22 protein-coding genes are annotated in these 21,797 nt (G+C 66.9%); 13 read left to right on the forward strand and 9 right to left on the reverse strand.

What is annotated here, in order from left to right:
• Complete coding sequence (locus tag ACZY0R_RS01695) at positions 1–1,791, reverse strand: IlvD/Edd family dehydratase (RefSeq protein WP_488856846.1); 1,791 nt, start codon at positions 1,789–1,791, stop codon at positions 1–3.
• 239 nt (positions 1,792–2,030) lie between these two features.
• Here ACZY0R_RS01695 and ACZY0R_RS01700 point away from each other — a divergent pair, with 239 nt between their 5' ends.
• Entirely contained in the window at positions 2,031–3,065 is a 1,035-nt protein-coding gene (locus tag ACZY0R_RS01700; protein ID WP_488856847.1) for a Bug family tripartite tricarboxylate transporter substrate binding protein, read from the forward strand.
• Positions 3,066–3,243: 178 nt separating this feature from the next.
• Positions 3,244–3,840, forward strand: coding sequence for a phasin family protein (locus tag ACZY0R_RS01705; protein ID WP_488856848.1), 597 nt, complete (start codon positions 3,244–3,246; stop codon positions 3,838–3,840).
• Between the two features lie 25 nt (positions 3,841–3,865).
• Here the strand turns inward: ACZY0R_RS01705 and ACZY0R_RS01710 are convergent, their stop codons facing one another.
• The 3 genes from ACZY0R_RS01710 to ACZY0R_RS01720 form a co-directional block, all read right to left on the reverse strand.
• Complete coding sequence (locus tag ACZY0R_RS01710) at positions 3,866–4,249, reverse strand: cupin domain-containing protein (protein WP_488856849.1); 384 nt, start codon at positions 4,247–4,249, stop codon at positions 3,866–3,868.
• 87 nt (positions 4,250–4,336) lie between these two features.
• On the reverse strand, positions 4,337–4,807 hold the full coding sequence (locus ACZY0R_RS01715) for a hypothetical protein (protein WP_488856850.1): 471 nt from the start codon (positions 4,805–4,807) through the stop codon (positions 4,337–4,339).
• A 362-nt stretch (positions 4,808–5,169) separates the two neighbouring features.
• Positions 5,170–5,625: a YccF domain-containing protein gene (locus ACZY0R_RS01720; RefSeq protein WP_488856851.1), complete on the reverse strand. Its 456-nt coding sequence runs from the start codon at positions 5,623–5,625 to the stop codon at positions 5,170–5,172.
• Between the two features lie 165 nt (positions 5,626–5,790).
• On the opposite strand from ACZY0R_RS01720, the gene ACZY0R_RS01725 reads away from it, so the two are divergent.
• Together ACZY0R_RS01725 and ACZY0R_RS01730 are read left to right on the forward strand one after the other, a co-directional pair.
• A complete protein-coding gene (locus ACZY0R_RS01725; RefSeq protein WP_488856852.1) occupies positions 5,791–6,918 on the forward strand; it encodes a GGDEF domain-containing protein in 1,128 nt (375 codons plus the stop codon).
• A gap of 72 nt (positions 6,919–6,990) precedes the next feature.
• The gene (locus ACZY0R_RS01730; RefSeq protein ID WP_488856853.1) at positions 6,991–7,743 is read left to right on the forward strand and encodes a head GIN domain-containing protein; all 753 of its coding nucleotides are present in this window, start codon (positions 6,991–6,993) and stop codon (positions 7,741–7,743) included.
• A 15-nt stretch (positions 7,744–7,758) separates the two neighbouring features.
• Here the strand turns inward: ACZY0R_RS01730 and ACZY0R_RS01735 are convergent, their stop codons facing one another.
• Both ACZY0R_RS01735 and ACZY0R_RS01740 read right to left on the reverse strand, forming a co-directional pair.
• A complete protein-coding gene (locus tag ACZY0R_RS01735; protein WP_488859471.1) occupies positions 7,759–8,880 on the reverse strand; it encodes a M14 family metallopeptidase in 1,122 nt (373 codons plus the stop codon).
• On the reverse strand, positions 8,877–9,725 hold the full coding sequence (locus ACZY0R_RS01740; RefSeq protein ID WP_488856854.1) for a VOC family protein: 849 nt from the start codon (positions 9,723–9,725) through the stop codon (positions 8,877–8,879). The genes ACZY0R_RS01735 and ACZY0R_RS01740 overlap by 4 nt, the downstream gene beginning before the upstream one ends.
• A gap of 282 nt (positions 9,726–10,007) precedes the next feature.
• Between ACZY0R_RS01740 and ACZY0R_RS01745 the strand changes: the two genes are divergently transcribed.
• From ACZY0R_RS01745 to ACZY0R_RS01785, 9 genes are all read left to right on the forward strand, one after another.
• The gene (locus tag ACZY0R_RS01745; RefSeq protein WP_488856855.1) at positions 10,008–11,609 is read left to right on the forward strand and encodes an ABC transporter substrate-binding protein; all 1,602 of its coding nucleotides are present in this window, start codon (positions 10,008–10,010) and stop codon (positions 11,607–11,609) included.
• A 7-nt stretch (positions 11,610–11,616) separates the two neighbouring features.
• Positions 11,617–12,600, forward strand: coding sequence for an ABC transporter permease (locus tag ACZY0R_RS01750; protein WP_045241082.1), 984 nt, complete (start codon positions 11,617–11,619; stop codon positions 12,598–12,600).
• Entirely contained in the window at positions 12,597–13,427 is an 831-nt protein-coding gene (locus tag ACZY0R_RS01755) for an ABC transporter permease (protein WP_488856856.1), read from the forward strand. The genes ACZY0R_RS01750 and ACZY0R_RS01755 overlap by 4 nt, the downstream gene beginning before the upstream one ends.
• Positions 13,424–15,109, forward strand: coding sequence for an ABC transporter ATP-binding protein (locus ACZY0R_RS01760; RefSeq protein WP_488856857.1), 1,686 nt, complete (start codon positions 13,424–13,426; stop codon positions 15,107–15,109). Before ACZY0R_RS01755 ends, ACZY0R_RS01760 begins: the two co-directional genes overlap by 4 nt.
• 175 nt (positions 15,110–15,284) lie before the next feature.
• Complete coding sequence (locus tag ACZY0R_RS01765; RefSeq protein WP_488856858.1) at positions 15,285–16,313, forward strand: NAD(P)-dependent oxidoreductase; 1,029 nt, start codon at positions 15,285–15,287, stop codon at positions 16,311–16,313.
• A 61-nt stretch (positions 16,314–16,374) separates the two neighbouring features.
• Positions 16,375–16,746 carry a hypothetical protein gene (locus tag ACZY0R_RS01770; protein WP_488856859.1) on the forward strand — a complete coding sequence of 124 codons (372 nt, stop codon included), beginning with the start codon at positions 16,375–16,377 and terminating at the stop codon, positions 16,744–16,746.
• Positions 16,747–16,842: 96 nt separating this feature from the next.
• Positions 16,843–17,703 carry an NAD(P)-dependent oxidoreductase gene (locus ACZY0R_RS01775; RefSeq protein WP_488856860.1) on the forward strand — a complete coding sequence of 287 codons (861 nt, stop codon included), beginning with the start codon at positions 16,843–16,845 and terminating at the stop codon, positions 17,701–17,703.
• 201 nt (positions 17,704–17,904) lie between these two features.
• Positions 17,905–18,087 (forward strand): glycine zipper 2TM domain-containing protein, encoded by a 183-nt coding sequence (locus tag ACZY0R_RS01780; protein WP_035862797.1) that lies wholly within the window; start codon positions 17,905–17,907, stop codon positions 18,085–18,087.
• A 109-nt stretch (positions 18,088–18,196) separates the two neighbouring features.
• A complete protein-coding gene (locus tag ACZY0R_RS01785) occupies positions 18,197–18,355 on the forward strand; it encodes a DUF3309 family protein (protein WP_081862075.1) in 159 nt (52 codons plus the stop codon).
• 134 nt (positions 18,356–18,489) lie between these two features.
• On the opposite strand, the gene ACZY0R_RS01790 is transcribed toward ACZY0R_RS01785, so the two are convergent.
• From ACZY0R_RS01790 to ACZY0R_RS01800, 3 genes are all read right to left on the reverse strand, one after another.
• Positions 18,490–19,662, reverse strand: a complete 1,173-nt coding sequence (locus ACZY0R_RS01790; protein WP_441628535.1) for an acyl-CoA dehydrogenase family protein — start codon at positions 19,660–19,662, stop codon at positions 18,490–18,492.
• Between the two features lie 7 nt (positions 19,663–19,669).
• On the reverse strand, positions 19,670–20,644 hold the full coding sequence (locus tag ACZY0R_RS01795; RefSeq protein ID WP_488856861.1) for a Bug family tripartite tricarboxylate transporter substrate binding protein: 975 nt from the start codon (positions 20,642–20,644) through the stop codon (positions 19,670–19,672).
• 113 nt (positions 20,645–20,757) lie between these two features.
• The gene (locus ACZY0R_RS01800) at positions 20,758–21,735 is read right to left on the reverse strand and encodes a Bug family tripartite tricarboxylate transporter substrate binding protein (RefSeq protein ID WP_488856862.1); all 978 of its coding nucleotides are present in this window, start codon (positions 21,733–21,735) and stop codon (positions 20,758–20,760) included.
• Positions 21,736–21,797 lie beyond the last annotated feature (62 nt).

The following is a 21,797-nucleotide window of genomic DNA, read 5'->3' on the forward strand; positions in this document are numbered from 1 at the left end:
TCAGGACTGGCGCGGCACGGTTTCGCTGGTCTGCGCGGCGCGGAGGAAATCGAAGTCCACGCCCTGGTCGGCCTGCGTCACCGTGGCCAGGAACAGTTTGCGATAGCCGCGCTCGGCGGTGGGCCGCACTACCTCATGCTCGGCCGCACGGCGCGCCAGTTCGGCGTCGTCGACCAGCAGGGATATCTCGCGCCGGGCTACCGACAAGCGGATGCGGTCACCGCTGCGCACGTGGGCGAGCGGGCCGCCGATGGCGGCTTCCGGTGTGACGTGCAGCACGATGGTGCCGGCTGCGGTTCCGCTCATGCGGCCGTCGGAGATGCGCACCATGTCCTTGACGCCGGCGCGTGCAAGCTTCCTGGGAATCGGCATATAGCCGGCCTCGGGCATGCCGGGGGCGCCGGTCGGCCCGATGCGCTTGAGCACCAGGATGTCGTCGGCCCTCACATCGAGGGCCTCGTCGTCGATGCGCAAGGCCATGTCCTCGGCATTCTCGAACACCACCGCGCGCCCTTCATGCTCCATCAGCACCGGATCGGCGGCGGACTGCTTGATGATGGCGCCGCCCGGAGCGAGGTTGCCGCGCAGCACGGCAAGGCCGCCCACGGGGTAGATCGGCGCATCGAAGGGACGGATCACATCCTGCGCGAACGGCGCGGGCGCGGCGTCCAGTTCCTCGCCCAGCGTGCGGCCGGATACGGTGAGCGTGTCGAGATGCAGCAGCGGGCGCAATTCGCGCAGCAGCGCCGGCATGCCGCCTGCCGCGTGGAAGTCTTCCATGTAGTGCTGGCCGGAGGGTTTCAGGTCAACCAGTACCGGCGTCTCGCGGCTCATGCGGTCCAGCCCCGCCAGGTCGATGTCGATGCCCAGCCGGCCGGCGATGGCGGTCAGGTGCACGATGCCGTTGGTGGACCCGCCGATGGCCAGCAGCACGCGGATGGCGTTCTCGATGGCCTTGCCGGTAAGGATGCGGTCCGGCGTCAGGCCAGAGCGGGCCATGGCCACGGCGGTAGTGCCGGTGCGCTCGGCCACCCGCACGCGGTCGGCTGTGACCGCCGGCGCCGAGGCGCCGGCGGTCACCATCATGCCCAGCGCCTCGGTCAGGCAGGCCATGGTGCTGGCCGTGCCCATCACCGAACAGGTGCCCACGCTGGCAACGAGCTGGTTGTTCACGTCGGCAATCTCGGCCGCGTCGATCTCTTCAGCGCGGTATCGGCCCCAGTAGCGGCGGCAGTCCGTGCAGGCACCCACGCGCTCGCCGCGATGCGAGCCGGTCAGCATCGAGCCCGTGACCAGCTGGATCGCCGGCACGCCGGCCGAGGCCGCGCCCATCAGTTGCGCGGGCACGGTCTTGTCGCAACCGCCGATCAGTACCACCGCATCCATCGGCTGGGCGCGGATCATTTCCTCGGTGTCCATCGACATGAGGTTGCGCAGGTACATGCTGGTCGGCGCGGAGAAGCTCTCGTGCACTGAAATGGTGGGGAAGTCCACCGGCAGCCCCCCCGCCAGCATGACGCCGCGCTTCACAGCTTCCACCAGTTGCGGGGCGTTGCCGTGGCAAGGGTTGTAGCTGCTGTTGGTGTTGACGATGCCGATCACCGGGCGCGAAAGCGCGTCGTCGGTATAGCCCGCACCCTTGATGAAGGCCTTGCGCAGGAACAGCGAAAAACCCTTGTCGCCGTAGTTGGTCAGCCCCTTGCCCAGCCCTCTCTCGGCTTCCCGTGCGGGCTCGAAGGGGGCCTGCGCCGCAGTGGAGGGGTCCTTGGGGGAATCGTGGGAGCCGGCCATCCTATCTCCAATAATATTATTGATAATCGAGGAAAGCATGATAGCCGGCACGGTAATACAGACGCAACGGGAAATTGGATCCACTAGATTTAATCGAAAATTTGGATCAGTCGATAGAAAACTTCTGATTCTTCAATCAAGAGACGCCCCCTACACTCTGCGTAGCGACGAGCCGGGCGTCCCGCGCTGCACTGCAGCGAAGTCTTCCCATTCATACCAACCCGGCGCAGGAGATCCTCATGACCGGCATTCGACGCCCCGCTCGCCGCAGCGTTTCTGCGCCCCGGCGCCAACTGTTGTTTTCCGTCCTGGCCACTGCCGGCGCGTTGCTGGCAGGCGCCACCGCCGTCCCCGGCCTGGCCGCCGCGGCCGACTATCCTTCCAAGCCGATCCGCCTGGTTGTGCCCTATCCCCCTGGTGGCGCCACCGACGTCATTGCCCGCACGCTGGCCCAGCACCTGTCCAGCGCGCTGGGCCAACAGGTCGTGGTCGACAACCGTGCTGGCGCCGCCGGCAATATCGGCGCGGAACTGGTGGCCAAGGCTCCGGCCGACGGCTACACCTTGCTGATGGGCGCGCTGACCAGCCATGCGATCAACGCTGCGCTATACAAGAGCCGCGTTTCCTATGACATCGAGAAGAGCTTTGCCCCGGTGGCAATCGTCGGCACCGTCCCGCTGGTGTTCGTGGTCAATCTCAGTGTCAAGGCCAGCAGCCTGCCGCAACTGATCGCGCTGGCCAAATCCACCCCCGGCACGATTACCTTCGCCTCCGCCGGCAACGGTTCGCCCCAGCACCTGGCCGGCGAGATGTTCAAGCGCGTGGCGGGCGTGGACATGCTGCACGTGCCCTATAAAGGCAGCGGCCCCGCCATGACCGACCTGATCGGCGGCCAAGTGCTCAGCATGGTCGAGACCGTGCCGGCGGCGCAGTCCTACGTCAAAGGCGGCAAGATCCGCGCGCTGGCCGTCACCACCAGCGAGCGCGTGACGGCGCTGCCTGATGTCCCGACCACCAGCGAAGCGGGCCTGAAGGACTTCGAGGTCAACTCCATGTTCGGCATCGTGGCGCCGGCCGGCACCCCGGCCCCGGTGGTGGAGCGGCTCAACGCGGAACTGAAGAAGATCCTCGCCGAACCCGACGTGAAGGCCTCCCTGCTCAAGCAAGGTGCCATCGCCACCTGGACCACGCCGGCGCAAACGCAGGCCCGCATCAAGTCCGAGCTGGCGAAATGGACGGCGGTGATCCGGGAAGCCGGCGTCAAGCCTGAGTAAACGCGGCGGAACTAAACGCGGCGGAACGCCCGGGGGCTGGCCATGCGAGCCCTCGCATCCGGCATGGAATTGCCCGCCCCGCCGCGCAAGTGACGCGGCATGCGCCTTTCGCTCCGACTCTTGACACCCCGATGATTGCGCCTATCATGACAAGCGCAATGCTGCGCCGCAGCAAGCAATGATTGCCACCGGCGAAATCCCTTCGCACGCGTTGCATCGTCCATCGGAGACGCTTATGGCCACCCCCTCTCACTCCGAAGTCGTCGAAGTGCTCGCGCCTTATCCGGGCATGGCTTTTGGCCTGGCTGGCGCGTGGGCGCAAGTGGCCCAAAAGATCGGTGCGCTGAACCTGGAAACCGCCAGGGCCGCGATCGCCGAGAGTACCGAGTACTTTCGCGAAGCGGTAACGCAGCCGCCGGGCTTCGCCTTGTTCCGGCCGGAACTGGCCGACGTGATTACCGAGCACTTTGCCGCGTATGCCAACAGCCTGCACGAAATCCTGTTCGGCGCGAACGGGGAATTTACCGGCGAGCTGCAACGCCAGCTTGCCGCGATGACCGGCCAGGATCCGTTTCAGTGGTGCTTGATGGGACGGGATTTCCTGCCGGACTATGGCAGCACCCTGCCTAACATGAGCGTGGCGATGACGGGGTGGGTCGCGGCCTACCTGCCGGGCGCCAAGCCGCTGCCTGTAGCAACGGTCGAACCCGCGCAGCGCAAAACGCCGCTGCTGGCAGCACCGGTCGACGCCAAGCCGGGTACGGCAGCGGAATAAGCCGGAGCGCCGTTGCGCAGGTCAACTAGACCTCGACCACCAGCATGGAGGCCGCCGCATTGCCCGTCACCCGGCTCAGATGGCCCTTGCCGCTAACGTCTTCCAGCAGCAATGCGCTTCCCGCGCCGAGGGACCGGCGCTGCCCGTCCGAAGCTTCGAACTCCATCTCACTACTGAGCAGGACAATCCACATGCGGATTGGGGAAGGATGGAGTTCGCCACGCCACCCGCAGGGCAGCAGCAGGAAACCATAGCGGGATGCCTGCCCGAACGCCGAAACGTTGAACGCCGGCGCGGGAGGAGCGAACTGGCGGGGGACGGTCTCGATCGCAACCGGCCCGAAGTGGGATTCTCCGGCTGCGTCGGCATGGATTCGCTCATAGGCTAGTACAGGTGTCAGCGATGCCATCTCAACCCTCCCCGCGCACAAAAAAACGTTGATCGGGGAAGTCTGTATCAGCGCTCGCCAGGCCGCCCCGCTTTCCGGCATGGACCGTCACTGGCAGGCGGTACCAGGCACAGGCTTGCCCGAGTGGGTCACGCCCTGGCAAGCGTCGCCGACATTGGTATCGGCATCGAAGGCCGCGCTGTTGTACGGCTTGAGCCGGCCGGCTACCGTGCAGCAAAAACGCGGCTCCGACGTGGCCGGCGCAGCCGGAGCAACCGACGTGGGTGGCGGGGGCGGCGGGGGCGGCGCGTTCCTCACCATGCGGGAGGAGGTGGGCGCTTGCGCCGGGCTTGCGGTGGGCACCGGAGCGGGAGCGGGGGCCGGAGCGGCGCGAGAAGCTGCCTGCCTGGAGGCCTGGGCGGCGGCATCCTGCTCATCGTCATCGGGGGAAACGCACTGGCCCTTCTGGCAGATTCGCTCCCCTTTGCACTGCATGTCATATTGGCAACCCGCTGCATTCGCATGCAGCGGTAGCGCTATCGCCATCGACGTGGCGAACAGCAAGCCCAGCGTTCTCATATGCCCTCCTACGCGACCGCCAGCGATAGACGCGCACGTAGCGTCCCCACTCCGCGCTAGCAGCATCTTCAGCCTCCGGCATCTGCGGCCCGGCGGCCCTGGCCTCCTGGCTGAACACCGCGTTGGCCGGAGCGTTCAACCACCATCTTTAGAATAGCCAGCGATAGGGCACATCGGAGCACCGCGCGGAAAATTTTGTGAGCGCGGCCCCACCAACGATCGTGGTGGCTTGCAAAGCGGCGTCCGGTTTCCGGCGTGGTCCCGACCAACCATGCCGTGACAGCGCGGGCGCCGAAACTTGCCGCGACGCGCCCTTGCACAAAGCGAACTTCCTGTTCAGCGCACCAGGAGCACTCGCAGCGTCAACGGCGCAGCCCGTCAACGTGCGCGCGTGCCTGGTCTCGCCGCGCGGCCTCGGCGACTTCGTTTGTCACCACCATCTGGCCGATCGGCGCAAGCGCGATGCCGGCCAGCTTGAGATGCTGGATGGCAAAAGGAATGCCGATGATGGTGACAAAACAGGCAATGGCGGATGCCACATGGCCAAGCGCGAGCCAGACGCCGGCGAAGACGAACCAGATCACGTTACCGGCCAGGCCAAGGGCACCGGTGCCGATGTCATCCCGCTGGTGGAGTTCGCGGCGGCTGATAGCCTGCTTGCCGAACGGAAAGAAAGTGAATTTACCGATCACGAAACAGGCCTTGCCCCACGGGATCCCGACGATGGAAACGAAGGCGAGCAGCCCGGCCAGCCACCAGGCCAGGCCCATGAATACGCCGCCGAGGATGAACCAGAGAAAATTTAAGATGGCACGCATGAATCTCCCTCAAACAATTGAAGTCACGGCAGATGATACGCGAAGGCAACTTGCTTGCCTGGGGTACAAGGCATGGCGTGTGCCAGACGGGATTGAGACCCTGTAAGATCATCGCCGGACACCATCCCGGAACGCTTCCCCGCACACGATAAGTCAGGGTGATCCATGTTTGGAACTGTCGAATCCGAAGTGCTGAAGAAACCCATCCCGCCAGCCACGCTGGCGGAGTTTGCCCAGCATGAATACGAACGGCTGCATCGTTTCTGCCTGATCACCTTTGTGGTCAGCGTGGGTATCTGGCTCCTGTTCGACCTCCTGGTCAGCATTAAGGGCGGCCAGGGCTTTACGATCAACTCCGTGCTGCACCTGGCCCTGCTTTCGGCCCTGACGGCGTCCGTGCCGGTCGTACGGCGCGCGGATCATTTCCAGTTGCTCAACTTTGTCTTCGTCGTCGCCTACTGCGTGGGCGCCCGGCTGGTGCGCGATGGCCTGCAGGTCGAGGTACGTCCCATCTGGTTCATGCTGGTTGCCGCGAGCGTGCTGTTCGGCGGGTCAACGCTGCCGATAAGCCTGCGGGCATTCGTAGGCGTGATAGCTGCCACCTGGCTGATTCTTTTTCCTGTGCTGCCGCCGGAAGAGATCTTCGGCCTCAAAGGTATCCTGATCATCTGCTGCGCGCTCTACTTCAGCGGCATCACGGTGTACACCTTCGTCACGCTACGGCGCACGAAGCTGCACAACTTCGTCTTGTCCAAGACCTTGCTGGAGCAAGCTTACGTGGACGCGCTCACGGATATCCCTAACCAGCGCGCCTTCATGGTCAATGTGGCCCCCCTGCTGACGCGCGCCGCCGCTGCGCACGATCACTACCTGGCCATGGTGGATATCGACGACTTCAAGAAGGTCAACGACCGCTATGGCCACGATATCGGCGACGAAGTGCTCAAGCACGTTGCCGCGGAGATCAGGGAGGTGATGGCCGGTTGCCAGTTCGCGCGCCTGGGCGGCGAGGAGTTCGGCATCTACCTGAGCGGGACGTTGCGCGCCGAGGCGGAGCTACGTATCGACCTGCTGTGCCGCTGCCTCCGGGATCTGCCTTCGGCCCATCCGGTAACCATCAGCATTGGCGTCGCCCACCTGGACGAAGGCGACACGCTCACCAAAGCCCTCATCAAAGCCGACGAGGCGCTCTATGATTCAAAGAGGACCGGCAAGGATAAATACACGTTCCACCGGGAAGCCAGTGCGCCGCGCGCCAGGGTCGGCGTGACCGGCGAAATTGCTTTCGGCTAGGGCGTTACTGGCGGGCCCGCTGGCCGGGCATCTCCCGGAACATCCGGCGCCACCCGGCGCAAGAGGATCGCCATGACCCGCTTCAGCACGCCACGCGCCACCTGGCTGGCATCCGCCTGCCTGACCAGCGCGGCACTGGCCCAGCAAAGCACCGTTGTCATCAACCAAAGCGGCGTCTCGGCCTCGGGAACCTCCGGCAGCAGTGTCGTCGTCGTCAATGGCCAGGTGGTGTCTTCCGTCGACGCCACCAGGGGAACGGGTCCCGAAAGGACCGAGCGGCGCACAGTCGGGGCGTTTTCAAGCGTGCAGCTCAATGCCCCGGTCGAAGCGGTGTTTTCGGCGTCGCCCACCGCGTCCGTTTCCATCACTGGCCCCGCGGACATCCTGCCGCTGATCGTGACCACCGTTGCCGACGGCAAGCTGTCGATCGGTCTCACGGCGCCCGTCGTGCTGGCCGCGCCGCTCAGGGTAGCCATTACCGGGCCATCGCTCCAGGCGGTCAGCATTCCCGGCGCCGGCACCCTGCGGGCGTCCGGGCTGCATGAGGCTTCCATCGACCTGCGCTTGTCCGGTTCCGGTTCGATCGTGGCCGAGGGACAGGTCGGCAGCGTGCGCGCCGCCATCTCCGGCTCGGGCGAGGTGGACGCCAGCGCGCTGCGCGCGCAAAGGCTGGATGCGCAACTGAGCGGCTCGGGACGTATCCTCGGATACGCTTCGGATGCCGCCAGCGTGGCACTGACGGGATCGGGCGATATCGTGGTCGCCGGCAGGCCGCCCCAGCGCACGGTCAGCCGGACCGGCTCCGGCCAGGTGTATTTCGAGTAGCCGCGCGCCGGATTGCTACCAGGCGGCCAGCCCGTCCACCGCCTGTTGGGTGATGGCAACGCCATGCCGCACCGTGGCATCGCGCCACGGCTGGGCCACCGGGATGAAGGCATCGAGCATGTCCGCCCGCAACTGCGCATAACGCCCGGTGCCGCGCTCCGCCTTGAAGCGCAGCCATTGGTCCAGGCGCAGTGCATGCCCCATATTGCTGCCCCGCGTGCCGAACTCGACCACCGCGCCCACCAGCGGCCGCTCCCCGAGGAAACGTTCGACGCCATGGAATACCAGCCCGGTATAGGCCGGCCGTGCCAAGCCGTGCGGGCGGACACCGAGCACGCGCTGCTCACCCCACCAGCTGGCGGCACGCGCCTGCTGGCCGCTGCCATCCGGGTTGAAGCACAGGAAGAAGGGTTCGCCGTACTCGCCGATGCCGGTATGCCAGTCGATCAGGCCGACCCGCCCGGCATGCGCCAGGTGCTCCCGCACGATGGTCTCCAGCGTCAGGTTTGACCACTCCCGGTGGTGGCCGCCGAACACCAGACCATCGGGGTGGCTGTACTGGCCCCGGGCGCGCGTGTCGAACAGGGCGTCGGCGCCATGCCTGGCCCCGTAGGCTTGCGCCGCGGCTTCCGCGTCGGCAACGCTGTCCCAGCTCCACTCCGCCGGAATCAGGCTGGCATGCAGTTCCGCGTAGCCGGGATTGGCGGGAACCGGCTGCGCCGGGTCGAAGAGATGCGCGGCGAAGTTGCGGTTCAGGTCGACATTGTTTTCGGTGGTGCGGGTGCCGTGCGCGAAGCCATAGGGATTGAGCCCGTGCACCAGCAGCACGCCCAGCCCCGCAGGCAATTGCCGGGCCGGCGCGCAGCGCAGCCATGCTACCTGCGCGGCCGAGCCGGCGTAGCCTTCCTGGCCATGGGTGCCGCTGATCAGGATCAGCTGGCGCGGCGCGCGCGTGTCGCCGAGATGCGCCACGTCGATGGCCAGCGGCTCGCCGGCCGGCCCGCTGGCGTGCGGATGCGGGTAGACGCTGAGCGCCGCGCCGGCCGCATCGGCAGCCGCGCGGAACTTGTTGCGGGCGCCGGTGTAGTCGGGCGCGTAGAAGTCCGTGAAATCCATCGGGATATCGTCCTCGCTTATTCGGTGAAGGCGATGGTGACACCCGCCGCTTCGGCCGGCGGCACCACCAACAGGCCGTCGATTTCCGCAATACCGCGCACCTCGCCCGCCGCCAGTGCGGCACGCGCCGTTTCCAGCGCCGTCGTGCGCAGTACCAGCGCGACCATGCGGTCGCGCCCGTCAATCAGCGGCGGCACGCTGGCGCCGAAGCGGCGCACTGCCGCATCCGGGCCTAGCACCACCACGGATGCGCCCCCGGCGCGCAGCCGCTGCCCGTGCTGCCCCTGGCTCACGTGCTCGCTGCCAAACAGCCGCGCCAGCAGGCCAATGGTGCGCGCCGGGTCGGCTGCCGCGATCACGTATTCCGCGACGCCGGTCACGCCATTGGGGTGCGCCTGCCAGTGGCCGCGCCAGACCAACTCGGGCGTGAAGTGGTGGCAGAAGTAGATGCGGCCGTTGGGCACCTGGTGGGCCGCCAGCCGCACCGTGCGAAAGCGCGCGTCGGCGCTGGCGCCGGGCAGTTCAACCGGGCGCGTGAACTCGCGCGGGGGCCCTTCCACGTCCAGCCCGCGTGCCAGGATCTCGCGGTGCAGCCCGGTCGAGTCGGCGCTCTTGAAGACTAGCCCGGTCAGGCCCGGGGGCTCGGCCAGCAGGTCCCCGCGGCCCGTGGTGGCCTTGCCGGCTTCGAAGCCCAGCAACTCCAGGTAGTCCGTGTCGAAGATCGCCAGGTGGTTACTCGACCCGAGGGAATGGTGGCCGCGCGGCGTGAGCTGGAAGCCAAGCCTGCGATAGCGGCTGGCAGCGTCATCCAGGCGTTCGTGGACATTGACGACCACGTGGTCGAGCAGCGGGATCAGGTTCGGCATTTCAGGGTTCCGTTGGAACGGGCGCGGGCTGGGATGGGATGGCTATGTCTGCGGCCGGAGCGCATGGAGATTACGTGAGCCTGGCCCGTTACCCAACTGCGCGTTTCGTCTTTGCTTATGCGTGCCGATGCCATGCCGGGGCGACAGCGCAGCGAGCGCCGCCACCAGCCAACTACCGTCTTTGCTTAGACGAAAAGCGCGTTTCCCTCGCGGAGCGGCGCCCCCTACACTCGCTGGCTGTCCAGCCTTCGTGCTTCTCTCGATCCTTGTGGAACCCCAGCCATGTCCCTGACCCGACGCGACTTCCTGATTCAATCCGGCGCCCTTGCCGCTGGCGCCGCCCTGCCGGGCACGCTGCTGGCACAGTCCTCCGAAGCGCCGCGCAAGGGCGGCGTGCTGACGGTCCTGCTGGGCGGCGAACAGCGCATCCTCAACCCTGCCCTGCGCGCATCCACCGGCGTCTACGTGGTCTCGAGCAAGATCATCGAATCGCTGGTGGACCTGGACGCCAGCGGCAGGCCGGCACCCGTACTGGCCACCGGCTGGAGCAGCTCGCCGGACGGCAAGACCATTACCTTCAAGCTGCGCGAGGGTGTCACCTGGCACGACGGCAAGCCCTTCACCTCGGCCGACGTGCAGTACAACGCGCTGGAGCTGTGGAAGAAGCACCTGAACTACGGCACCGCGCTGCACCTGTACCTGGAAGCCGTCGACACGCCCAATGCGCAGACCGCGGTGTTCCGCTATTCCCGCCCGATGCCGATCGAGCTGCTGCTGCGCGCGCTGTGCGACCTGGGCTACGTGGTGCCACGCCACAAGTTCGAAGGCACCAGCGTATTGGAAAATCCGGCCAATACCGCGCCCATCGGCACGGGTCCCTTCCGCTTCGTCCAGTATGAGCGCGGTCAGTTCGTGATCGCCGAGCGCAATGCCGCTTACTGGCGCAAGAACACGCCTTACCTGGACCGCGTGGTGTGGCGCATCGTCACCGACAAATCCGCCGCTGCCGCCGCGATCGAAACCGGCGAGGCGCAGCTGACCACCTATTCGCACGTGGGGCTGGCCGACCTCGAACGCTTCAAGAAGGACGGTCGCTTCAAGGTGTCCACCAAGGGCCTGGAGGCAAATTCGTACAACAACACGCTGGAGTTCAACGTGCGGCGCAAGGAGCTGTCGGACGTGCGGGTGCGCCGCGCCATCGCGCATGCCATCGACGTGGAATTCTTCATCAAGAATTTCCTGTACGGCACCGCCAAGCCGGCCACCGGCCCGATCCCCTCGACGTCGTCCTTCTATCCGGGTGGCAAGCAGCCCTACCCGTTCGACCGCAAGCGCGCCGAGGCCCTGCTCGACGAAGCCGGCTTCAAGCGCGGCGCCGACGGCAACCGCTTCACGCTCAAGCTGGTGCCGATCCAGAACGGCGAGGACGTGCCGCTGTTCGCCACCTTCGTGCAGCAGTCGCTGGCCCAGGTGGGCATCAAGGTCACGGTGCAGCAGTTCGACATCGCCGGCGCGCTATCGACCGTCTACCGCGACTGGAATTTCGACCTTGCCACGGGCTGGCACCAGTACCGCGGCGATCCGGCGGTCTCGACCACCGTCTGGTACCGCTCCGGCAGCCCAAAGGGCGCGCCCTGGACCAACCAGTACGGCTGGCAATCGGCCAAGGTCGACAAGCTGATCGACGATGCCGCTTCGGAAATCAACGCGGCCAGGCGCAAGGCGCTCTATGCCGAATGGGTCAAGGAGGTCAACGACGAGCTGCCGGTCTGGATGGTGACGGAGCGCGAGTTCTACTCGATCACCAGCAAGCGCGTGCACAACGACCACAACACGCCGCGCTGGCCCTCCAGCAGCTGGTATGACACCTGGCTTTCGGCCTGAGCCGGCCATGCGTGTGTTGTTGCTCGCGCTGCGCAGGCTGGCCGCCAGCCTGCCGTCCCTGCTGCTGATCCTGTGCGGCCTGTTCCTGCTGCTGCAATTCGCCCCCGGGGACACCGTCGACGCGCTGGTGGCGGAGATGGGTGGCGCCGATGCGGCGGTCATTGGCCAGTTGCGGCAGTTCTACGGACTGGACGCATCCACCACGGTGCAGCTCGGCCGCTACCTGTGGCGTCTCGTGCATCTGGACCTGGGCTACTCGGCCATCTATGGCAAGCCGGTGGCAGCGGTGATCCTGGAGCGCCTGCCGGTCACGCTGCTGCTGATGGGCTGTGCCCAGGTGCTGGCCGCCGTGTGCGGCGTCGCGCTGGGCGTCGCCGCGGCGCGCCGGGCCGGCCGCTGGCCGGATACGCTGGTGTCCATGCTCGGCCTGGTGTTCTATGCCACGCCGTCGTTCTGGTTCGGCCTGATGGGCATCGTGGTGTTCGCCATCCACCTCGGGTGGCTGCCGCCAGGCGGCTACCTGGATGTGGCCGCGGGATACAAGGGGCTGGAGCGCATCGCCGACATCGCCTGGCACCTGGTGCTGCCCACCGTGACGCTGGCGCTGATCTACCTGGCCATCTACCTGCGCATCATGCGCGCGTCGATGCTCGAAGTGCTGAGCCTGGATTTCGTGCGCAGCGCGCGTGCCAAGGGGCTGGCGGAATACGCGGTGCTGGTGCGGCATGTCTTGCGCAACGCGCTGCTGCCGCTGCTGACGCTGGCGGGGCTGCAGTTCGGCACCATGCTGGGCGGCTCGGTGGTAATCGAGAGCGTGTTCGCGCTGCCCGGCCTGGGCCGGCTCGCCTACGACTCGGTGGTGCAGCGCGACCTGAACACCTTGCTGGGCATCGTCTTTATCAGCGCGCTGCTGGTGATCGCGATCAATTTCATCGTCGACATGCTGTATGCGCTGCTCGACCCCCGCATCCTTCACGAACGCAAGGCATGAAGCTGCTCCAACGCTATCTGCGCAACCCGGCCGCCTTCTTCGGCTTGCTGGTGTTGCTGGCGGTCATCGCCATGGCGGCCTCCGCCCCGTTCTTGTTCCCGGCCGACCCGCTTTCGCTGGCCGGGCGCCCGTTGCAATGGCCGCTGGAGGACCCGCGCTTCTGGCTCGGCACCGACCAGACCGGCCGCGACATTGCCGCCCAGATCTTCCATGGCGCGCGCGTATCGCTGCTGATCGGCTTCGTGGCCACGCTGATCGCCGTCTGCATCGGCATCCTGATCGGGGCGTTCGCCGGCTATTACGGCGGCTGGGCCGACAACCTGCTGATGCGGCTGACCGAAGGCTTCCAGACACTGCCCAGCTTCCTGTTGCTGCTGGTGCTGGTTTCGGTATTCGGCTCCGGCATCGCCACCGTGACGCTGGCGATCGGAGCCGTGTCCTGGCCCGCCACGGCACGGCTGACCCGTGCCGAGTTCCTGACGTTGCGCAACCGCGACTTCGTCCACTCGTGCCGCTCGCTGGGCATGCGCGACCTGCAGATCATCTTCCGCGAGATCCTGCCGAATGCGCTGCCGCCGGTGGTGGTGTACGCCAGCGTGGTGATGGCGCTGGCCATCCTGCTGGAAAGCGCACTGGCCTTCCTCAACCTGTCCGACCCGAACGTGGCCTCCTGGGGCAACCTGATCGGCGGCGGGCGCAGCGTGCTGCGTTCGCAATGGTATGTATCGGCCATCCCCGGCATCGCCATCCTGATGACCGTGCTGGCGGTGTCGCTGGTCGGACAAGGCCTGAACGATGCACTCAACCCCAGGCTGAAGCGCCCATGAGCGGACCCTTGCCCTTTCTTCTCAGCATCGACGCGCTGAGCGTCGCCTTGCCTGCCGGCGCCGATCGCGGGCTGGCCCTGAACAACGTCTCGCTGGCGCTGGCGCCTGGCGAAGTCCTGTGCGTGGTCGGCGAGAGCGGCTCCGGCAAGTCGATGACCGCCGGCGCCGTGCTTGGCTTGCTGCCCGACGGGGTGCGGCGCAGCGCCGGCCATATCCTGTTCGAAGGCCGCGAGCTCACCGCCCTGTCCGAAGCCGGGTTGCGGCGCATACGCGGCGCCCGCATCGGCATGATCTTCCAGGAGCCGATGACGGCGCTCAACCCGCTGCGCACCATCGGTGACCAGATTGGCGAGGTGTTCCGCACCCACACCCGGCTGGGCAAGGCGGAAATCGCGCGCAAGGTGCTGGGGCTGCTGGAAGACGTGCAGATCCCGCAGCCACATGCTGCCGCCGGCGCCTACCCGCACGAGTTGTCGGGCGGGCAGCGCCAGCGCGCCATGATCGCCATGGCGCTGGCGCTCGAACCCAGCCTGCTGATTGCCGACGAGCCCACCACCGCGCTCGACGTCACTACCCAGGCCCAGATCCTGCGGCTGATCCGCGAACTGCAGCGGCGCAAAGGCACGGCGGTGCTATTCATCACGCATGACTTCGGCGTGGTGGCGGAGATCGCCGACCGCATCGCGGTCATGCGCCAGGGGGAAGTGGTGGAAACCGGGCCCGCCGCCGAGATCCTGGCACGGCCCCGGCACCCCTATACGCAGGCGCTGCTGGGCGCCGTGCCCGCGCTGGAGCCGCCGGCGCCACGCGTGGTGGCGGGTGACACGCTGCTCGCCATCGACGGTATCGCCAAGACTTATCGCAGCGGCAGCTGGCTCGGCCGGGGCCAGCGCCAGGTCCGTGCACTCGACCAGGTCTGCCTGACGCTGCCGCGCAGCGGCGCGCTGGGCATCGTGGGCGAGAGCGGCTCTGGCAAGAGCACACTGGCACGTTGCCTGGTGGGACTACTAGACCCGGACCGCGGCAGCCTGCGGCTCGATGGCGAAGATCTTCTCGCCGGCGGCGCGGCGCGGCGCCGGCAACGCGCCCGCCGTATCCAGATGGTGTTCCAGGACCCGTTCGGTTCACTCAACCCGCGCCGGCGCGTGGGGGAACTCGTTGCGCAGGGACCGCTGATTCACGGGGAGCACCCGCTGCGCGCACGCCAGCGAGCGGCTGAACTGTTCGAGCTGGTGGGACTGGACCCCAGCGCGCTCGACCGCTATCCGCATGAATTCTCCGGCGGCCAGCGCCAGCGCATCGGCCTGGCCAGAGCGCTGGCGCTCGAGCCTGACGTGCTGGTGGCCGACGAGCCGGTCTCGGCGCTGGACGTCTCCGTGCAAGCCCAGGTGCTGGCCCTGCTCGACGACCTGCGCTCGCGCACCGGCTTGTCGCTGATCCTGATCACGCACGACCTGCGCGTGGCCGCCCAGGTCTGCGACCGCGTCGCCGTCATGAAGGACGGGCGCGTGGTGGAGCAAGCGGATACCGCAACGCTGTTCGGCTCGCCCCGCCATCCGTACACGCAGGCCTTGCTGGCAGCGGTGCCCGGCAGGCAGGCGGCGGGCCGGGCAAGGGCCGCCGGGGTCTCGCCTGCCACCGCCGCCGCCGAACCGGATAAGGCGCAGGCTGGCCTCTGGTGATCCCCTGACCGAGCGCCACGAGGCCCGTCGTCCTGGCCCGTTCCGGTACCCGCTTGCATTTGCCAGGCATTCGCCTATGATCTTGTAAACCGATTTACTAAATCGTTTTACTAAAGTGTTGCTTAAGACGGCCATGAGGAAGCGGAATGTATCGAACCCATGCAAGACGGCTGTCATGCGCACGATTTGCCTGACGCACGGGCCCGGCGCGCGCGCGCTGTACTTCAGCGGCCACGCGCTCGCCAGGCTCGGTGCGGTGGCCGCGCTCAGGCTCAATGACAGCGAGGCCGGGCTCGCGCCGGACGAACTGGCAAGCGCCGCGGCGGGCTGCGACATCATCGTCGCCTCGCGCGAGCTGGCGGTGCCCGCCGCGGTGTTCCAGGCACTGCCGGACCTGGTGGCGGTGTGCCGGGTTGCCGTGGACATCCGGCAGATCGACGTCCAGGCGGCAAGCCGTCACGGCGTCCTGGTGACGCGAGCCTCGCCCGGCTTCGCCGCCTCGGTGTCCGAATGGGTGGTGGGAGTGATGATCGACCTGGGCCGCGGCATCGGCCGGGCCAGCGCCAGCTATCGCACCTGGGGCCACGCAACGCCTGCGATGGGCCGCGAGTTGCGGGGCGCCAGCCTCGGCATCGTGGGCTACGGCACCATCGGCAGCTATCTCGCCTCGCTCGGCCGCGCACTCGGCATGAAGGTGCTGGTCAGCGATCCCTATGCCGACGTCGATGACCTCACGCTGGAGCGCCTGGACTTGCCCACCCTGCTGTCGCACGCCGACTTCGTGGTCTGCCTTGCGGCGGTCACCCCGGGCACCCTCAATCTGTTCGATCGCGGCGCCTTCAGCGCCATGAAGCGCGGCGCCTGCTTCATCAACGCCTCACGTGGTGATCTGGTGGATGAGCCGGCACTGCTGCACGCGCTGAACCGGGGGCATCTCGGCGGGTGCGCGCTGGATGTCGGGCGGGGGCACGATCAGACACCCTCCCTCGCCCTGGCCCGCCACCCGCTCGTCATCGCTACGCCGCATATCGGCGGGCTGACGCCGCAGTCCGCGGAACACCAGGCCATGGATGCCGTGCGCCAGGTGGAAGACCTGCTGCGCGGATGCATACCCGATGGCGCCGTCAACGCCGAACATGCCAGCCGGTTGCCGCGCCTGCGCGGTGTTCCCGCTGGCGGACTTGCGCAGGATGCCGGCAAATAGCCCGGCGCCTGCAACCAAGTCATGGCCCGCGGCAAAGACCGCGGACCAGGACACGGGAGTCATGGCATCGGGACGGCCCGGTGCGCGGGGATTTTCGCCAGAAAAAGCGCGGAGGAACGACATGGTGACTGACAAAGCGGAACGGCGGCTCGCGGGGCCCGCCTGGACCTGCACGGAGGGAGAATATGCGATTGACGTGGATATCTTGCCGGTGGAGGACGGCCGCTGGGGCGCACTCGTCCGCTTATGCAAGCCGGGCAACGGCATGGAGCTCTCCTCACAATTCATGCTCAACCGGACTTTCGACAATCGGATCATGGCGCTGGCCTACACGCTGGCGCTGACGCGCGAGTGCGTGCAACAATTTGCTCCCGCCACAGCCGCGTCGATCGCCCGCATGCTGACAACCGGGAGCACCGGCAACGCTTGTTGACGCTGCATTGCAAGAATGGCAGCATTCCCGGCTTCGGGGGCTGCCCACTTTGTCATATTCGCCCGCGCTCACCGCGGGCCCTGGAGTTTCTTAGTCATGCGTGTCGCATTTATCGGCCTGGGTGTCATGGGCTATCACATGGCGGCCCATCTCGCCGCCAAAGGCCATCAGGTCACCGTGTACAACCGCACGGCAAGCAAGGCCGAGCAGTGGGTCGCGGCCTTCGGCGGCAAATCGGCGGCCACCCCGGCGCTGGCCGTCCGGGACGCCGAAGTGGTCTGCTCCTGCGTGGGCAATGACGATGACCTGCGCGCGGTGCTCACCGGCGCCAATGGTGCTTTCGGCACGGCGCCGGCAGGCTGTGTGTTCGTGGATCACACCACCGCCAGCGCCAATGTCGCGCGCGAGTTGTACGCCGCCGCCGGCGAGCGCGGGCTGCACTTTGTCGATGCGCCGGTGTCGGGCGGCGAAGTCGGCGCGCAAAAGGGCATCCTGACCATCATGTGCGGCGCCGACGAGGCCGTGTTCACCCAGATCGAGCCGGTGCTGGGCGCCTATGCGCGCGCGGTCACCCGGATCGGCGGCGCGGGCGCCGGCCAGCTGGCCAAGATGGTCAACCAGATCTGCATTGCCGGCCTGCTGCAGGGCCTGTCGGAAGCCATCGCCTTCGGCGAGCGCGCCGGGCTGGACATGAAGGTCGTGCTCGACGTGATCAGCAAGGGCGCCGCGGGCTCGTGGCAACTGGAAAACCGCGGCCCCACCATGATCGAAGGCAAGTTCGACTTCGGCTTCGCGGTGGACTGGATGCGCAAGGATCTCGGCCTCTGCCTGGACGAAGCGCGCCGCAACGGCGCCAGCCTGCCCGTCACGGCTGTGGTCGACCAGTTCTACGCGGACCTGCAGAAAGACGGCTGCGGCCGCGCCGACACCTCCGCGCTGATCAAGCGCTTGCGGTAACAGCTGGCGGGCAGCCCTTGCCCGCTGACTTCCCCTTCCGCCTGGCCCGCCTCCCTCCCTGACGCCGCACTCGCTGCGTCGTCCAATTCCTACATCCTTATCAGAGGCAGCCCCGCTGGGGACGCCAACTTGCCCGGCTATCTTGTAGGCATGGCTGGCGTGCCTGTCCCGCGACCGGCACCACGCATCAAGGAGACCAACATGCTAAGACTGGCAAGCGCGCTCATCGCGGGCGCGGCACTTCTGATCGGGCTGAACGGCTGTACCGCTACCGGCGCCGTGGCCGGCGGCGTTGCAGGCCATGAACTGTCGCACGGCAATACGGCGGCAACCATCGGCGGCGCGGTGGCTGGCGGCGTCATCGGCCACGAACTGGGCAAGTAACGCTGGCCCCGGTCCGCACCGCATTGCGTAGCCCGCACAGATTAACCATCAGCACCCCACAGGCATCCCATAAGCACCTCACGCTTATCCATTCGTCAAGGAGCCCGTCATGGCCATCGGTACGATCTTGCTTATCCTCCTCATCCTGCTGCTCGTCGGCGCATTGCCAACCTGGCCGTACAGCACCGGGTGGGGCTACTACCCAAGCGGCGGTCTTGGACTGGTCCTGCTGATCATTGTGGTCCTGGTCGTGATGGGTCGGCTGTAGAGACAGAGACCTACGGAAAGCCGTATTCGCTCAGGGAAACAAGGGCGCCCCGCTGGCATCAGCGGGGCGCCCTTTATTATTTTCATCGCTGAAAGAATGCGGGTTCCCCGCGCGGAATTGTCCCGCCGCCTCCGTCAATAGGACTTCGGCAAACCCAGCACGCGCTCGGCGATATGGCACATGATCAGTTGCGCGCTGACCGGTGCGATGCGCGGGATATACGACTCGCGCAGGTAGCGCTCCACCTGGTACTCGCGCGCATAGCCCATGCCGCCCAGCGTCAGGACCGCGGTCTGGCAAGCCTGGTGGGCGGCTTCCGCCGCCAGGTACTTGGCGGTATTGGCTTCGGCGCCACAAGGCTTGCCCTGGTCGTACAGCCACGCCGCTTTCCAGACCATCATGTCGGCCGCTTCCAGCGCCATCCAGGCCTGCGCCAGCGGATGCTGGATGCCCTGGTTCTGGCCGATCGGGCGGCCGAACACGGTGCGCTCCCTGGCATAGCGCGTCGCCGCTTCCAGCGCGACGCGGCCAAGGCCGACGGCTTCGGCGGCAATCAGGATGCGCTCGGGGTTGAGGCCATGCAGGATGTACTCGAAACCGCGCCCTTCTTCGCCGATGCGGTCTTCCACCGGCACCGTCAGCCCGTCGATAAAGAGCATGTTCGAGTCCACGGCGGCACGTCCCATCTTGTGGATCTCGCGCACCTCGATATGCTTGCGGTCCAGCGCGGTATAGAACAGGCTCAGGCCCTGGGTCGGCTTGGCCACCTGTTCCAGCGGCGTGGTGCGCGCCAGCAGCAGCATGCGGTCGGCCACCTGGGCGGTGGAGATCCAGATCTTGCGGCCGTCCACGCGATAGCTGCCGCCATCGGCCGACAGCACGGCCTGGGTCTTGAGATGGGTGGTGTCGAGCCCGGCATCGGGTTCGGTCACGGCGAAGCAGGCCTTCTCCTGCCCGGCGATCAGCGGTGGCAGCGCCGCCTCCTTCTGGCGCTCGTTGCCGAACACCACCACCGGGTTGAGGCCGAACACATTCATATGGATGGCCGACGCGCCGGAAAAACCAGCGCCGGACGCCGACACCGTCTGCATGATCAGCGCCGCCTCGGTAATCCCGAGCCCGGCGCCGCCATAGGCCTCCGGCATCGCGATGCCAAGCCAGCCCGCCTTCGCCATGGCCTGGTGGAATGCGTGGGGAAACTTGCCTTCATCGTCCAGCCCCGACCAGTAGTCGGCGCCAAAGTCGCTGCAAATCTGCGTCACCGCCTCGACGATGGCGCGCTGTTCGGGAGTTCTTTCGAAGTTCATGCCTGCCTCATTCCGGCTGGATGCCGGCGTCCTTGACCAGCTTGGTCCACTTGACCAGTTCGCCGGCGACGAAGCCGGCAAACTGCTTGGGCGTTTGCCCGAATGCTTCAAACCCCAGCGCCTCGAAACGCGGCGCCACTTCCTTGCTGGCGGCGATGCGGGACAGCTCGCGGTTGAGCCGCTCGACCACGTCCGCCGGCGTCTTCGCTGGCGCGAACACGCCGTTCCAGGAGGTAATGTCGAACCCCCTCAGCTCAGGCGTGTCCCCCAGCGGCGGCAGGTCCGGCAGCAGGCGGCTGCGCTGCGCCGTGGTCACCGCCAGCGCGCGCAGCTTGCCTGCCTTGACGTTGGCAATGCCGGCCGCAACGTCGACGAACATCATCGGCACCTGCCCGGCAATCACATCCGTCATGGCCGGCGGCGTGCTCTTGTACGGCACGTGCAGCAGGTCCAGCCCGGCCATGCGGCCCAGGGTGGCGCCCGACACGATGCCGGTGCTGTTGCCGCTGGCGTACGACATGCCGGGATGAGCGCGCGCGTAGGCGATCAGTTCCGGCACCGTCTTGACGGGCAGCTTAGGATTGACCACCAGGATGAAGGGCAGGTTGCCCATGCGCGCCACCGGCGTGAAATCGCGGATCGGGTCATACGGCAGCTTCTTCATCAGCGAAGGGTTGGCCGAGTGCGTGGTGTTGGTGGTCATGAACAGCGTGTAGCCGTCCGGCGCGGCCTGCGCGACGATTTCAGCGGCGATGGCGCCGTTGGCCCCGGGACGGTTGTCCACCACCACGTTGGTCTTGAGCGCATCGCCCAGTTCCTTGGCGGTGATGCGGGCCACCGCGTCGGTGCCGCTGCCGGCGGCGAAGGGCACCACCATGCGGATCGGCTTGCTGGGATAGGCATCGGCCGCCGCCGCATACGGCGCCGCGGCGAGTGTCAGCAATGGCAGCGCCGCGCGCAGCAGCGTGGTAAGGCTTGGCATTGTGTTGTCTCCTGCTTCTTTCTGATCAGCGATCCCTTTGTGATGGATGCGCTTTGTGGTGGTGGCTTGGGACTGACCGCCGGACTGACGGCCGGACTGACAGTCCCGCCGCTTCATCGCGCGGCCTTTTCTTTATAGTTCGTGTCCTTCACCAGCTTGGCCCAGCGCGCGGCGTCGTCGGCAATGATGGTGGCGAACTGCTCGGGCGTGCTGCCGACGGCTTCATAGTCGATAGCGGCGAGGCGTTCCTTGATCTCCGGCATGGCCACGATCCGGACGATTTCCTGGTTCAGCCGCGTGACGATTTCCTTTGGCGTGCCTGCCGGCGCCAGCAAGCCAGCCCAGGAATTGAAGTTCATGCCCTGGATGCCGGCCTCCTGCATGGTCGGGACATCCGGCAGCGCCGGCGAGCGCTTGGACGACAGCACCGCCAGCGGGCGCAGCCGGCCTGCGCGGATCATTGCCATCCCGTTAAAGGGGTCGATGGTCATGTCGACCTCGCCCGCCACCACTGCCTGCATCTGCGGGCCGGTACCCCGATAGGAGACGCTGACGACATCCGGCGTGCCGGCCGTTGTCTTGAAGGTTTCCCCGATCAGCTCGATCATGCTGCTGCCGGCCGACAAGCTCAGCGGACGGCTCTTGGAGCGCGCCAGCCCGACAAACTCCTGCACGGTCTTGGCCGGTACCGAGGGGTGGACCACCATGACGAAGCCGATACTGCTGATCAGGCTGATCGGCGCGAAGCTCTTGAGCGGCTCGTAGCCGGCCTTGTAGAGGACAGGGCTCAGCGTCTGCGCGCCGGCGGTGTTCAGCAGCAGGGTGTAGCCATCCGGCGCGGCACGCGCGACCTGGTCGGTGCCGATGATGCCGTTGGCGCCCGGCCGGTTCTCCACCACCACCGGCTGCTTCAAGGCCTCCGACAGCTTCTGCGAGACCAACCGGGCCACCACATCGGAGGCTCCGCCCGGCGCGTAAGGCACCACCATGCGGATCGGCTTGCTGGGATAGGCGCTGCTCCAGGCCAGGGCCGGCGCAGCACTCCAGATCGCGGCGCACAGCATCAGGCGGCGTCGGGAAGACAGTTTCATCGGGATCTCCTTCCAGGCTTCAACTACGAACGTCCGTTCGGGTGCGGGCAACCGCGCGGGAC

This window comes from Cupriavidus sp. F041, assembly GCF_057814235.1.

Excerpts from the sequence above, each read along its gene's own strand:
- ACZY0R_RS01740 (WP_488856854.1), bottom strand. The coding sequence starts at position 9,725 with ATGCCGAACCTGATCCCGCTGCTCGACCACGTGGTCGTCAATGTCCAC.
- ACZY0R_RS01765 (WP_488856858.1), top strand. The coding sequence starts at position 15,285 with ATGCGCACGATTTGCCTGACGCACGGGCCCGGCGCGCGCGCGCTGTAC.
- ACZY0R_RS01780 (WP_035862797.1), top strand. The coding sequence starts at position 17,905 with ATGCTAAGACTGGCAAGCGCGCTCATCGCGGGCGCGGCACTTCTGATC.
- ACZY0R_RS01745 (WP_488856855.1), top strand. The coding sequence starts at position 10,008 with ATGTCCCTGACCCGACGCGACTTCCTGATTCAATCCGGCGCCCTTGCC.
- ACZY0R_RS01710 (WP_488856849.1), bottom strand. The coding sequence starts at position 4,249 with ATGGCATCGCTGACACCTGTACTAGCCTATGAGCGAATCCATGCCGAC.
- ACZY0R_RS01695 (WP_488856846.1), bottom strand. The coding sequence starts at position 1,791 with ATGGCCGGCTCCCACGATTCCCCCAAGGACCCCTCCACTGCGGCGCAG.
- ACZY0R_RS01720 (WP_488856851.1), bottom strand. The coding sequence starts at position 5,625 with ATGCGTGCCATCTTAAATTTTCTCTGGTTCATCCTCGGCGGCGTATTC.
- ACZY0R_RS01795 (WP_488856861.1), bottom strand. The coding sequence starts at position 20,644 with ATGCCAAGCCTTACCACGCTGCTGCGCGCGGCGCTGCCATTGCTGACA.
- ACZY0R_RS01730 (WP_488856853.1), top strand. The coding sequence starts at position 6,991 with ATGACCCGCTTCAGCACGCCACGCGCCACCTGGCTGGCATCCGCCTGC.
- ACZY0R_RS01750 (WP_045241082.1), top strand. The coding sequence starts at position 11,617 with ATGCGTGTGTTGTTGCTCGCGCTGCGCAGGCTGGCCGCCAGCCTGCCG.
- ACZY0R_RS01700 (WP_488856847.1), top strand. The coding sequence starts at position 2,031 with ATGACCGGCATTCGACGCCCCGCTCGCCGCAGCGTTTCTGCGCCCCGG.
- ACZY0R_RS01800 (WP_488856862.1), bottom strand. The coding sequence starts at position 21,735 with ATGAAACTGTCTTCCCGACGCCGCCTGATGCTGTGCGCCGCGATCTGG.
- ACZY0R_RS01760 (WP_488856857.1), top strand. The coding sequence starts at position 13,424 with ATGAGCGGACCCTTGCCCTTTCTTCTCAGCATCGACGCGCTGAGCGTC.
- ACZY0R_RS01770 (WP_488856859.1), top strand. The coding sequence starts at position 16,375 with ATGGCATCGGGACGGCCCGGTGCGCGGGGATTTTCGCCAGAAAAAGCG.
- ACZY0R_RS01775 (WP_488856860.1), top strand. The coding sequence starts at position 16,843 with ATGCGTGTCGCATTTATCGGCCTGGGTGTCATGGGCTATCACATGGCG.
- ACZY0R_RS01715 (WP_488856850.1), bottom strand. The coding sequence starts at position 4,807 with ATGAGAACGCTGGGCTTGCTGTTCGCCACGTCGATGGCGATAGCGCTA.
- ACZY0R_RS01725 (WP_488856852.1), top strand. The coding sequence starts at position 5,791 with ATGTTTGGAACTGTCGAATCCGAAGTGCTGAAGAAACCCATCCCGCCA.
- ACZY0R_RS01755 (WP_488856856.1), top strand. The coding sequence starts at position 12,597 with ATGAAGCTGCTCCAACGCTATCTGCGCAACCCGGCCGCCTTCTTCGGC.
- ACZY0R_RS01790 (WP_441628535.1), bottom strand. The coding sequence starts at position 19,662 with ATGAACTTCGAAAGAACTCCCGAACAGCGCGCCATCGTCGAGGCGGTG.
- ACZY0R_RS01705 (WP_488856848.1), top strand. The coding sequence starts at position 3,244 with ATGATTGCCACCGGCGAAATCCCTTCGCACGCGTTGCATCGTCCATCG.
- ACZY0R_RS01785 (WP_081862075.1), top strand. The coding sequence starts at position 18,197 with ATGGCCATCGGTACGATCTTGCTTATCCTCCTCATCCTGCTGCTCGTC.